The 12,875-nt window shown below is 72.0% G+C and carries 9 protein-coding genes; 1 reads left to right on the top strand and 8 read right to left on the bottom strand.

The features are described 5' to 3' along the window. The first annotated feature begins 4 nt into the window (after positions 1-4). On the top strand, positions 5-502 hold the full coding sequence (locus BJ965_RS17825; protein WP_184909579.1) for a phosphoribosyltransferase: 498 nt from the start codon (positions 5-7) through the stop codon (positions 500-502). A 70-nt stretch (positions 503-572) separates the two neighbouring features. Here the strand turns inward: BJ965_RS17825 and BJ965_RS17820 are convergent, their stop codons facing one another. The 8 genes from BJ965_RS17820 to BJ965_RS17785 form a co-directional block, all read right to left on the bottom strand. Further along, complete coding sequence (locus BJ965_RS17820) at positions 573-1,574, bottom strand: Yip1 family protein (protein WP_184909578.1); 1,002 nt, start codon at positions 1,572-1,574, stop codon at positions 573-575. A 138-nt stretch (positions 1,575-1,712) separates the two neighbouring features. Continuing rightward, positions 1,713-3,065, bottom strand: coding sequence for an FG-GAP and VCBS repeat-containing protein (locus BJ965_RS17815; protein WP_184909577.1), 1,353 nt, complete (start codon positions 3,063-3,065; stop codon positions 1,713-1,715). Positions 3,066-3,082: 17 nt separating this feature from the next. After that, a complete protein-coding gene (locus tag BJ965_RS17810; RefSeq protein ID WP_184909576.1) occupies positions 3,083-4,531 on the bottom strand; it encodes an FG-GAP and VCBS repeat-containing protein in 1,449 nt (482 codons plus the stop codon). 54 nt (positions 4,532-4,585) lie between these two features. Then, positions 4,586-6,010: an FG-GAP-like repeat-containing protein gene (locus BJ965_RS17805; protein ID WP_184909575.1), complete on the bottom strand. Its 1,425-nt coding sequence runs from the start codon at positions 6,008-6,010 to the stop codon at positions 4,586-4,588. Between the two features lie 59 nt (positions 6,011-6,069). Then, entirely contained in the window at positions 6,070-7,485 is a 1,416-nt protein-coding gene (locus tag BJ965_RS17800) for an FG-GAP repeat protein (protein ID WP_184909574.1), read from the bottom strand. A 465-nt stretch (positions 7,486-7,950) separates the two neighbouring features. Beyond that, positions 7,951-9,480 (bottom strand): VCBS repeat-containing protein, encoded by a 1,530-nt coding sequence (locus BJ965_RS17795; protein ID WP_184909573.1) that lies wholly within the window; start codon positions 9,478-9,480, stop codon positions 7,951-7,953. A gap of 354 nt (positions 9,481-9,834) precedes the next feature. Further along, positions 9,835-12,141, bottom strand: a complete 2,307-nt coding sequence (locus BJ965_RS17790) for an ABC transporter permease (RefSeq protein WP_184909572.1) — start codon at positions 12,139-12,141, stop codon at positions 9,835-9,837. Beyond that, positions 12,138-12,848, bottom strand: coding sequence for an ABC transporter ATP-binding protein (locus BJ965_RS17785; protein WP_184909571.1), 711 nt, complete (start codon positions 12,846-12,848; stop codon positions 12,138-12,140). Before BJ965_RS17785 ends, BJ965_RS17790 begins: the two co-directional genes overlap by 4 nt. Positions 12,849-12,875: the final 27 nt, after the last annotated feature.

Raw genomic sequence — 12,875 nt, 5'->3', positions numbered from 1 at the left:
CGGCATGAGCGCAGTGCGGGAGAACCTGACCTACGAGAAGTTCGGCGTCGCCGTGCGCGAGCTCGCGCAGAGCATCGCCGACGACGGCTACGAGCCCGACATAGTCCTCAGCATCGCCCGCGGCGGCGTCTTCGTGGCCGGCGGGCTCGCCTACGCCCTCGACTGCAAGAACATCCACCTGGTGAACGTGGAGTTCTACACCGGTGTGGGGACGACCCTCGAGATGCCCGTCATGCTCGCGCCCGTCCCCAACGTGATCGACTTCTCGCAGAAGAAGGTGCTGATCACCGACGACGTCGCCGACACCGGCAAGACGCTCAAGCTGGTGCGTGACTTCTGCCTCGACACCGTCGCCGAGGTGCGCAGCGCCGTCGTCTACGAGAAGTCCCAGTCGCTCGTGAAGTGCGAGTACGTGTGGAAGCGCACCGACGACTGGATCAACTTCCCGTGGAGTGTCGAACCGCCCGTGGTGCGGCGGGCCGGCCAGGTGCTCGACGCCTGACCAGCGGGAGAAGACAGAAAGAGGGGCTCCCCCCCCGGGGGGGGAGCCCCTCTCTCGTACCCGCAGGAGATCAGACCGTGCCGAGCTTCACGATCGACAGCAGCGCGATCAGCTGGATCGCCGACGCGCCCAGCGCCTTCGGCCAGGGCAGGTCGTGGGAGCGGCCGACCATGAGGGTCAGCAGGGCGCCGCCCGCGATCCAGGTGGCCCAGCCCAGGAGCTGGACGAACGTCGCATCGCCGCCCGCGAACATCGCGAAGACCAGGCGGGGCGCGTCCGTGAGGGACATGATCAGCATGGACAGGCCGACCGTGGGCTGCCAGGCGCCGTCGCCACCGAGCTGGCGGGCCAGCGTGTGGGTGACCACGCCCAGGACGAACGCGCTCAGCACCATCGCGACGGCCGTCGTCAGGACGATCGGCACCGCGTTCGACAGTGTGGCGTTTATCGCATCCTTGCGGGCCCCGTCGAAGCCGAAGACGGCGAGCAGGCCGTAGAGGAACGTGACGACGAGGGCCGGGCCCCACATCGAGTAGTCCCGCATCTGGAGGAAGGTCTGGTTGGGGGCGAGGACGATCCCCCGCAGCAGCTGCTTCCAGTGCAGGCGCGGGCCGACCGGGCCGGACGGCGGGGCCGCGGCGCCGGCGCGGTAGGTGTCGCCCTGTGTGTAGGGGTCCTCGCCGACCGAGAAGGCCTGGGTGTGGCCCGGGTTGTTCGCCGCGTACGGATCGTGCGGGCCCTGCGGGCCGGGCGGGTACGCGCCGTCGCCGAAGTACTCCGGCTCGCCCTGGCCGCCGCCGTGCCCGGCGTTCGGCTGCGGCCACGAGGGGCCGCCGCCGTTGCCGTACGGCTGCTGCTGCGGGTACGGCTGCGGCGCCGGCGGGGAGCCGTACGGCGGCCCCTGCGGCGTCTGCTGCCCGTACGGAGGGTTGTGCGGTCGCGTCTGAGGAGCGCCGTTGTTCCGGCCGCGTCCGATCCTGAATCCAGCCACGTCTTCGAACGTACCTGGTCCCCGGCGGTGGCGTGCCGGGCCGGGGCTTTCGGGCCCGGCTTTGCGGCCGAGCTGTGACATCCCTTAAGGGGCAGGGACGTTGGGTGTCCGTGGGGTGTCAGGGTTCGGCCGTACGGGTCATGCCCCGGCCCATGCCCCGGTCCGGTCCGGTCCGGGCGGGGCGGGGCGGTTGCCCCGCGCCCGTCCGGTCAGGCCCGGTCAGTCGGCGAAGGAGCCGCCCAGCTCCGGAAGGCTGATCGCGCCGGTCTTCGTCGGGACCGTGCTCGTGCCGCGCATGAGCAGCGCACCGTTCGCCGCGCCCACCGCCAGGTCGGCCTTGCCGTCGGCGGTCAGGTCGCGCAGGCGGACGGTGTAGCCGAAGGCGGCGCCGGAGTCGGCCGGGCCGAGCACCGTCTGGGCGATCCACGAGGAACGCGCGCCGCTGAGGCCGCCGGAGCCGCCGCGGAAGACGTGGACGCCGCCCTGGTCCTGCTTGCCGTCGACGTCCTCGTGCGGGACGCCCACCGCGAGGTCCGCGTAGCCGTCGCCATTGGTGTCGGCGGCCGAGATCGCGTAGCCGAAGTTGTCGTCGGCCTCGGGGCTGCCGGAGACGCCGGAGGTGGCCTGGGTGAGGGTGACCGACGTGCCCGGGCCCGACGACGTGCCGCGCCAGATCGTGACGGCGCCCTTGCCGTTGTCCTTGTCGGGCACGCCGAGGGCGATGTCGCCGTAGCCGTTCTTGTCGAAGTCGCCGATCACGGGGCTCGGGTAGAGGCCCTCCTGCCGGTCGCTGAGGGTCTTGGAGGCGCCCGAGGAGAGACCGGAGGAGGTGCCCTTCAGGTACCAGGCGCGCTCGCGGATGTCGCTGCCGTTGATCTCCGTGCCGATCACCACCAGGTCCGTCCTGCCGTCCCCGTCGACCTTCCCGGCGGCCAGGGCGGTGGAGTACCAGCCTCCGGACCCCTTGTCGATCTTGCTGACCTTGCCGGTGGTGCCCGACTTGGTGAAGGGGCCGCGGTACAGCCACGCCTCCTCGCCGCCGATCACGGCCAGGTCGGGGGAGCCGTCGCCGGTGAAGTCGCCGGTCGCCAGGTCGCGGCCGAAGTGGCCGACCGCGCCGCCGACGGGGGCGATGTTGGTGCCGCCGGACAGGCCGGACTTCGAGCCCCACAGGACGGTGACCGTGCCGCGGTAGTCGTCGCCGCCCACGTGCTCGGTGGGGTTGCCGACGACGAGGTCCGCGTAGCCGTCCTTGTCGAGGTCGGCGCTCGCCAGGGACGCGCCGAACTGGTCGTCCTCCTCACCGGAGCCGGGCACGCCCGCGCTGTCCTGGTGGAGGTACTTCGGGTGGGCGGTGTCGAGGCCGGTGGCGGTGCCGTACACGACGGTGATCGTGCCGCCCTCGCGGTCGACGTCGTTGTAGCCGCCGTAGGCGAGGTCGCGGCGGCCGTCGCCGTTGAAGTCGTCGTAGTGCTTGGCCACCGCCGCGGCGGCGGGGCCGGTGAGGAGCACGGGGGTGACGCCGGTCGCCAGCAGGGCGGCGACCAGGGCGGCCGAGGTGGATCTGCGCATGGTGTCTCCTTGGTCGGTCAGCCGATGAGGTTGGCGCCGAACGCGCCGTACGAGCGGGTCTGGCCGAGGCTGCCCGGGCCGAAGGTGCGGGCGCCGTCGGTGACGGGGCCGGTGGCGGAGCCGCGCAGGGCCGTGACGGCGCCGATGCCCTCGTCCTCGAAACCCGCGGTGATCGTGAACTCGGCGTGGCCGTCCCGGGTGACGTCGGCCAGCAGGGTCTCGGAACCGAAGTAGTCCGTGGCCTCGGCGGTGCCGGGGACGCCGGCGGTGTTCTGGGTGACGGTGCGGGCGCCGGTGCGCGAGACACCCGAGGCGGAGCCGTTCATGAGGATCGCGGCGCCGGCGTCCTCGGTGGTGCCGATGTCCTCGAAGCCGACGCCGATGGCGAGGTCGCCGTAGCCGTCGCCGTTGGTGTCCCCGATGGAGACGGAGCCACCGAAGTTGTCGCGCTCCTCGTCGGCACCGGGGACGCCGGGGGAGTCCTGGGTGAGCTCGGCCATGGGCGCGTCGCCGTTGACCGGGCCGCCCTCCGAGCCGCGGACGACGACGACCCGGCCGCCGAGGCTGCCGGTGTGGTCGCTGCCCTTGCTGAAGACGTTGCCGAGGGCGATCTCGTCATGGCCGTCGCCGTCGATGTCGCCGAGGGCCAGGGAGGTGCCGCCGTTCAGAGCCCGGGGGGCCGTGGTGTCCGGGCCGGTGGGGGAGCCGAGGTAGGCGACGCCCTTGGACCAGCTGCCCGTCTCGTCGTCGGTGAAGACCCGGTAGGTGAGGACCAGGTCCGACCTGCCGTCGGCATTGGTGTCGCCCGCCTTCATGGCGTCGACGATCCACGCCGGCTCGGGGGTGGAGATCTTCTGCGTGCCGCCCGTGGTGCCGGTGGTGGTGAACGGGCCGCGGACGATGTGGACGTCGTCGGTGTCGGTGGCCACGGCCAGATCCTGTGCGCCGTCACCGTCGAAGTCGCCCGCGGTCAGCTGGTTGCCCCAGTTGCTGTGGGCGGAGACCGCCGGGTCCTTGACCGTGGTGCCGTTCTGCAGGCCGTTCGCCGAGCCCCACAGGACGGTGACGGAGCCGCCGTCGCCGTCGGTGCCGTCGCGGTCGCCGGGAGCGCCGACCGCGAGGTCGGTGTAGCCGTCGCCGTTGAGGTCGGCCCGGGCGAGCGCACGGCCGAAGGTGTCCTCGGTGCCGGCGTCACCGGGCACACCGGCGGTGTTCTGGCTGATCACGGTGTTCCTGGCCGGGTCGAGGCCGGTGGCGCCGCCGTGGACCACGGCGACGTAACCGGCCATGCCCTGGCCGTCGACCTTGGCGTAGGGGGCGGCGAAGGCCACGTCGCCGTAGCCGTCGCCGTTGAAGTCGGCCGTGGGGCCGGCGGCGGGTGCGGCGGTGGCCGTCGCCGCGGGCAGGGCCGCCGTGAGCAGGCCGGTGGTGAGGGCCGTGGCCAGGAGGATGGTGCGCTTGCGCATCAAGGTCCCCGTCGGGTCGTCGAGTGGGAGGCGGTGGTCAGGAGCCGGCGCTGGTCAGGAGTTGAGCGCGGTGCCGTAGCCCGGGGTGCCGGCCGTCGAGATGCCCGTCGTGCCCGGGCCGAAGCTCGTCGAGCCGGAGGTGGTGGGGCCGGTCGCCGTGGCGCGCAGGGACCAGACGGCGCCGTCGCCGGCGTTCTCTCCCGGCGCGGAGACGGACAGGTCGGCGCGGTGGTCGCCGGTGTGGTCGGTGAGCGTGACGCGCTCGCCGAACCGGTCGCCCGTCTCGGAGGCACCCGGCACACCGGCGGTGTTCTGGGTGTACGACGTGGCGCCCTTGGTGGTCAGTCCGGACGCCGAGCCGTACAGCACGGTGACGGCACCGGCGGAGTTGTTCTCGCCCGCGGTGCCGACGGCCAGGTCGACGTACGAGTCGCCGTTGATGTCGCCGAGCGACACGCCGCTGCCGAACCGGTCGCCCTTCTCGGCGGCGCCGGGCACACCGGCGGTGTCCTGGGTGAGGACGAGCGGGGCGCGACCGCTGTCAGGGCCGTCGGGTCCGCCGTAGACGACGGTGACCTTGCCGCCGAGGGCGCCCCCGGGGTCGGCGGACGCCTCCCGGTCGTTCCCCACGGCGATGTCGGCGTGGCCGTCGCCGTCGATGTCGCCGACGGCGGAGACGAACCCGGCGGGCAGCTTCTGCAGCCAGTCGACGTAGTTGCCGATCTTCATGTCGGCGAGGGAGGTGGCGGCGGCGCCGTCGTGCGCGGTGCGGCCGTGCAGGACCACACGGGGGCGGCCGTCGCCGGTGATGTCGCCGGAGGAGAGGTGGGTGACGCCGTTCGAGGACGACCACCAGTCGTTGCGCGAGCCCGAGCCGCCGTTGGACCCGCCGGTCTTGGTGAGCGGGCCGTCCACCAGGGAGAGGGTGATCGGGCCGGTGGAACCGACCGCGACGTCGGTGTCCCCGTCGCCGTCGAAGTCGCCGGCGGTCAGCGTCCGGCCGTAGCGGTCGTAGTCGGTGCTGAAGAAGCTGAACAGCGAACGGGCCCCGGACAGGCCGGAGGCACCGCCCCAGACGATGGTGACCGTGCCGTCGTTGCTGTCGCTGCCGTCCTCGCCGGGCGTGCCGACCAGCAGGTCGGCGTAGCCGTCGGTGTTCAGGTCGGCGGAGGCGAGCGCGGAGCCGAAGGCGTCGTCGGCCTCGGCGGCACCGGGCATGCCGGCGGTGTTCTGCGTCAGCAGGGTGTGCGTGGAGCTCTTCGGCCCGCTGCTGCTGCCGTAGACCACCGACACGGCGCCCGCCCGCGCCTGCCCGGCGACCGTGGCGCCCGGCGCGCCGATCGCGAGGTCGGTGCGGCCGTCGCCGTTGAAGTCGTAGGGGACGGCGGCCGGCACGGCGTGCGCGGCCGGGGCGGACAGGGTGAGGGCCAGCGGGGTCAGGGCCGCGGCGAGGACGGCGGTGGTGATGCGGGAGCGCATGGGTGTACGTGCCTCACAGGAGAGTCGGCGGGGCGTCACTGGGCCACGGTCGAGCCGCGTCACTGGGCCACGGTCGAGCCGAGGTCGACGCTGCCCTTGAGGGAGACGGCGGCGGCCGTGATGCCCTGCGCGCCGCTCGTGGTCAGACCGGAGGCGGAACCGCGCAGGGTCCACAGGCCGCCGGTGGAGTTCTCGCCGTGGACGCCGATGACCAGGTCGGCCTTGCCGTCCTTGGTGACGTCGGTCAGGCCGACCGCGGAACCGAAGCGGTCCGAGGACTCGGCGGTGCCGGGCACCCCGGCGGTGTCCTGGGTGTACGACTTCACGCCGCTGCCGGTCTTCAGGCCGGAGGCGGAGCCGAACAGCACGGTCACCGAGCCCGCGTCCCGCGCCGAGCCGATGTCCTCGCCGGGGGCGGAGACCACGACATCGGCGTAGCCGTCGCCGTTGATGTCGCCGGTGCTCACCGCGCCGCCGAAGCCGTCCTCGGCCTCGGCGGCGCCGGGCACGCCCGCGGTGTCCTGGTGGACGACGGTCGGCTGCTGCGCCGGGTCGGGGCCGTTCGGGCCGCCGTACCAGACGGTGATCTGGCCGCCCTTGTGGCCGCCGGGCTTGAGGTCGTACGGGTCCGCGTAGTCGCCGAGGACGAGGTCGCCGTAGCCGTCGCGGTTGATGTCGCCGATGGAACCGGGGTAGCCGTCGGCGTTCGGCAGCTCGGCCATCTTGTGCGTCATGCCGGTCCAGCGGAAGTAGTTGATCTCGCCGCCGGTGTCGCCGTCCACGTTGAAGGGGTAGACGCGCTCGGCCGCGCCGTCGCCGCTGAGGTCGCCCGCGATCACCTCGAACGTGGTGCCGACCTCACCGACGCGGAGGTTGTTCAGCGGGCCGGCGGTGCGGGTGAAGGGGCCGTTGTAGATGCGGGTGTGGCTCTGGCCGGTGAGCGTGACGTCGGTGTCGCCGTCGCCGTCGAAGTCGCCGGTGGCGATGCCCCGGGAGAAGTTGCCGTACTCGGAGAGCGTCGACGGCTGCGGCAGGCCCTTGCCGCTGGTCAGGCCGGACTTGCCGCCCCACAGGATGGTGCCGGAGCCGACGCCGTCCCGGTCGCCGATGCTCTCGTTGCTCGCGCCGACGACGAGGTCGGAGTAGCCGTCCCGGTCCAGGTCGCCGGCGGCCAGGGCGGAGCCGAACAGGTCGCCGGCCTCGGCGGTGCCGGGCACGCCCGCGGAGTTCTGGGTGATGACGGCCCTGCGGGCGGCCGAGACCCCGGACGCCGAGCCGTACAGCACGACGACGGCACCGGCGCACGAGGCCGAGCCGACGTCGGCGCACGCGGCGCCTGCCGCGACGTCCCGGTATCCGTCGCCGTTGAAGTCCCCGGCGAGACCGGAGGGGGCGGCGGTGGCGGGGGCGGCGAGGGCGGAGGTGAGCAGGCCGGTGGTGAGCGTGGCGGCCAGCAGGAGGGTGCGCTTGCGCAAGGTGGGACTCCGGGTGGGAAGGGGCCGGGCCGGACTTGGGGGCCGGCCCCGAGGGTGCGGGGTGCGGGGGTGGCTCGGGTGGTGCGGGGTGGTGCTGTGTGGGTGGTGCCGGGTGATGCGGGTGCTGCGCCCGGCGGGTGGCTGGGTGGTGCGAGGTGCTCCGCCCGGCGGGGTGGCCGGTCGGGGCCGGGTGGCTCCGCCCCGGGGTGTTCCGCCGGCGTGAGGTGGTTCGGTCGGCGGGTGTTCCGCCGGGCGCCCCGGGGCGGGGGGCGCCGGTGTGAGGTAACCCAGCAGGCGTGGGACGGCCCAGCCGACGTGGGACGGCCCAGCCGACGTGGGATGGTTCCGCCGGTGCGGGACGGCCCGCCGGTGCGGAACGGGCCCGCTGGTGCAGGACCCGCTCCGTCGACGTGGGTCGCCCCAATCGCCCCGGTCGTTCCGGATGGCTCAGTCGTTCCGGACGGCTCAGTCGGCGAAGTTCGCGCCGAAGTTCGGGTAGCCCGTCGTCGAGACGCCCGAGTCGCTGGGGGAGACGGTGCGCGATCCCGTGGCGGTGATCTTCGTGCCGTTGGACGGCAGGTAGAGGACCGCGCCGTTGCCGTCGTTCTCGTACGAGCCGGCCAGTACGTCGGCGCGGCCGTCGCCGGTGACGTCCTCGAGCTTCACGTCGGCGCCGAGGAAGTCGCCCTTCTCGTCCGAGCCGGGGACGCCCGCGGTGCTCTGCGCGAACGACTGGGTGCCGGAGGAGGTGTTGATGCCGGAGGCCGAGCCGTACAGCACGACGAGCTGGCCGGCGTCGGTGACGGAGCCGATGTCCTCGCCCGCGACCCCGACGACGAGGTCCTGGAAGCTGTCGCCGTTGACGTCGCCGAGGTCCAGCTCGTAGCCGAAGTAGTCGTTCTTCTCCGAACTTCCCGGAACATTACCGGTGTTCTGGGTGATGCCGGTGGTGGAACCGGCGCCGTCCGGCGTGCCGTACGTGATCCACACCTTGCCGCCGTCGGAGGCCCCGGGGAAGGTCACGCCGTCGTCGGTCTTGTTCCAGTGCATGCCGGTGACGATGTCGCCGAAGCCGTCGCCGTTGACGTCTCCGATGCCGGTGATGACACCGGACTTCAGCGGCTGGGCGCCGGCTGCGGACAGACCGGTACTGGTGCCCGGCAGCAGGTAGTTGGTGTTCCAGTACTGGCCGGTGGCGGTTTCGAAGCCGTCGACGACCAGGTCCGTGCGGTGGTCGCCGTTGACGTCGCCCGCGGTGATGTTGAGCGGGCCCGAGCCGTCGCCCGACGCCTGGACGGGAGCCTTGACGCCGTACCGGCCCTCGACCGCCGTGCCGGAGGCGCTGATGCCGCCCTTCAGCACGTAGATGGTGTTGGAGGTGTTGCCGACGGCCAGGTCCGCCTTGCCGTCGCCGTCGAAGTCGCCGGCGGCGAGGTTCCGGCCCCAGCGGTCGTGCTTGGTGGGGGCCGCGTCGGCGATCGAGACGCCCTTGCCGGTGATGCCCTGGGCCGAGCCCCACAGGACCGCGACGGCGCCGCCGTCCTTGTCGCTGCCGACGTCCTCCATCGGCGAGGAGACGGCGAGGTCGTCGTAGCCGTCGCCGTTGAAGTCGGCGTAGGCGCTGTCGGCCCCGAACACGTCGCCGGTTTCGGCCGTGCCCGGGTTGCCGGTGGTGTTCTGGCTGATCGCGGACCGCTTCGCGGAGGACACTCCGGTTTTCGTGCCGTACAGCACGACGAGCTGACCGGCGTCCTTCTTGCCGCTGACGTACGCGCCGGAGGCGGAGAACGCCACGTCGCCGATGTGGTCGCCGTTGAAGTCGGCCCGCGCGGCGTACGTGCCGTCCGCGGCGGCCGCCGTGCCGGCCGTGGCCGAGAGCAGCGTGCCGGTCAGCGCGGCCGCGGCGGCGGTCGCCAGGGCGAGCCGCACGCGGGGGCGCCGGGACGGGCGTACGGATACGGACCGGCGCCCCGAGGGGCGCTCGTGCTGCTGCATGCGGGGTCTCCTGCTGCATGCGGGGGATGCCTGGCGGACATCCACAATCGATGGAGGGCCAAACTGTCCGTGTTCGCCGGGAGTTGTCCGGGCGTTCACGGGCGTTCGGCGATCAAGAGACCTGCGGCGGGACGTAAGGGTTGTACGTGAGTTCGGTTAATTTCCGGGGCCCATCGGATCGGGCGGTGTGGACGCCGACCAGCGGCGCGAGATCAACGACGGGCTCCAGGTCGTGGAGAACGAGAAGAAGCGTGCCAGGTGCGAAGGCCCGGCAGCCGGCACCGGACCGTACGCCCCGATCAGCATCATCAGGGCGGGGCGGTCCGGCGGAGGTGCTCGCTGAGGGGAGAAGAGCTATTCGTTGTGCAACACCTTGGCGATGGTGAGCCGCGCTGCCGACCTCGCCGGGATCAGCGCACCGAGGACGGCGATCGTCACGCCCGCCAGAACGAGGGCGGCCAGCTGTGGCATGTGCCAGACCTGCTTCATGGATTCCGGGAACGAGACCACCCCGACGTGGTCCACCACCAGCCGGTGCGCGACGATCCCCAGGGGGATGCCCAGCAGCCCGCCGGTCGCTCCCAGAGCCGCGACGGATGACACGGTCATCACCATGACTTGGCGCGGCGTCATTCCGATCGACTTGAGCATGCCCAGGTCGCGGCGCCGCTCCCGGATGTTGAGCAGGACGGTGTTGAAGACGCCGAGTGCTGCGACGACGGTCAGCAGCACGGTGAACACCGACGCGAAGCCGACAACGGTCGTGGTGGCGGTGTCGTGCGACTGCCGCAGTGCGGGACGGAGGGCCGGATCGGCTGCTGTGACCGCTGTGATGTAGCGCTGTGCGTCGGCGCCGCGCGCGAGCCGGACGGTGTACTCGGCCGCCTGCGTCGTCGGGTGGAGTTGCGTCAGCGTCTGCCAGTTGGAGTCCAGTGCCTGGGCGTTGCCTTCCATGAGCTCACCCACGATGGTGACGGGCGCCTGCTTGCCGTTCAGCTGGATGGTGACCCGGTCGCCTACCGACAACCCGTGCTGATGGAGGAACGCCGGACCGGCTGCGGCCTCCCCGGCGCGGTTCGGCCAGTGTCCCTTGACGATTTCGGAGGCGAGGTCCTGGGTGTCCCCGCGGTAGAAGTTCGCGAACGCGGTCTGTGTGTACCCGGCCAGTCTCACCTTGGTGAGCGCGCGAGCAGTCACCTGATCCGCGCCGGGCAGAGAGCGCAGTCGTTGTTCGGTCTGCCGGTCACTCAGCTTCGGAGCGTTCTGGCCGCGCGCAGGCGCGTCTGCCTGTACATCGATCCGGGCGGAACCATTGCCCTTGCCGGCATTTCCGTAGGCGACCATGGTGCTGGTCAGACCGGTCGTCAGGGTCACGGTGGTGACTCCGAGGACGATGGCCGCCATGGTCAGCAGGGAGCGGCCCGGCCGGGCGAACGGCTGGCCCAGCCCCAGGCTCACGGCACGCGGCAGCCGGGTTCCGCTGAGTCGGCGCTGGATGCGCAGTCCGCGTCCGGTCCGCGGTGCGCTCCCCGCTGTGATCGCCTGGGCCGCGGACAGCCGGTGCGCGCGTACGGCGGGGATCAGGGCGGCCATGACGACGAGGGCGGGCATGCCCACCAGGCAGACGACGGACGGCCACCAGCTGATACCGATGGAGGCGCTGCCCGTTTCGATGCCGGAGAAGGCCACTTTCAGGATGGGGCCGGCCACCGCGTTGCCGATCAGGGTGCCGACGGCGCAGCCGATGATCGCGGGGATGGAGACCATCGTCAGGTAGACCGCCACCACCTGGTTCGGGGTGAAGCCCAGTGACTTGAGCACGCCGATGTGCCGGTGCCCGGAGACGACTGCCCCGCTGACGACATTCCCGACGATCAGTACGGAGACAAGAAGGCCGAGGCCGCCGAAGAGCGTCATGAACGGCAGATATGCATCGGCCTGTGCGGAGAAGGCCCGCTTGAGGGTGAGGTAGGACTGCTCGGTGGTCAGCGAACCGGCGGGCAACTCGGCGGTGGCTGTGGTGAGGCCGGTACGCAGTTCCTGGTCGGTCGCGGCGTTCGTGAAGCGGTACAGCATCTGGGCGGTGGTCGGGTTCAGTCGATCCATCTGCTCGGGTGAGACCCAGGCCCCGACGGACTTGCTCATGCTGGTGGCGAAGCCGACGACGGTGAGGGGCGGGGCTCCGCGGGGCTTGAGCTCGGTGCCGAGCCGGCCGGGGCCGGGCGTGCCCTCGACGGGCCAGTTGACGACGATCTCACCGGGAGCGGTGGCCCAGCGGCCCTCCAGGAGGCGGATGCGGTCCACCGGGCCGTCCGGATCAGCCCGGCCCACGACGGCGAGAGAACCGGCCGACATCCACAGCCAGTCAGTGGGCATCTCCAGGACGGCTTGCCCGAAGGGCCCGGCGGCGGCCTCGACGCCAGGGCGGTGGGCCGTCTGCGCCAGCTGCGCACGCGACGCCTTCTCCAGGTCGAACGCCGCCACGGCGTGGGCGCCGCGCTGCTGGTCGAAGGCCTTGTCGAAGGGGGCTGAGGCCGCAGTGAGCAGCCCCAGCCCGAGCAGGATGGTCGTGGTGGAGCACAGGACCACGAGCCCGATGACGAGCGTCTGGAGCCTGCGGCGTTTCACGGCCGCACGCGAGGCCCTCCACACGGCGCTCATGCGGTGGGCTCCAGCGTGCTCTCGCGGGCCACTCGGCCGTCGGCGACCTCGATGAGGCGGCTGGCGCAGCGGGTGGCCAGGTGCGGGTCGTGCGTGACGATGAGCAGGGTCTGCCCGATCTGGTTGAGGTCGATCAGCAGGTCCATGACCTGCTCGCCCGAGCGGCTGTCCAGCGCGCCCGTCGGCTCGTCGGCCAGGAGCAGGGCCGGGCGGTTCATCAGCGCCCGAGCCACGGCAACTCGTTGACGCTCGCCTCCGCTCAATGCGGCCGGGTACGTGTCCTTGCGGTCGGCGATGCCCAGTTCATCGAGGAGTTCCAGCGCGCGGCGGCGAGCCTGCCGGGCGGACGTGCCGGTCAGCTGTGCGGCCAGCGCGACATTGTCCAGGGCAGGCAGGTCGTCGATCAGGTTGAAGAACTGGAAGATCATGCCGATGTGTCGCCGCCGGAACAGGGCCAGCCCCGTCTCGTTCAACTTCTCCAGGTCCTGGCCATGGACCCGCACCGTTCCCGTCGTCGGGCGGTCCAGGCCGGCAACCATGTTGAGCAGCGTGGACTTGCCGCACCCGGAGGGCCCCATCACCGCGACTGCTTCCCCGGCACGGATATCCAGGTCGACACCGTCCAGGGCCTTCGCGTCGCCGTACTCCTTGTGGACGTCGTCCAGCCGAACGACGACCTGCTGGGAGCTGTCCAGATCAGTTGTCATGGCATGAACCTAGAAGCGGCACGACCG

This window comes from Streptomyces luteogriseus, from assembly GCF_014205055.1.
Classification (GTDB): Bacteria; Actinomycetota; Actinomycetes; order Streptomycetales; family Streptomycetaceae; genus Streptomyces; species Streptomyces luteogriseus.
This window is presented reverse-complemented; position numbering and strand designations above follow the sequence as displayed.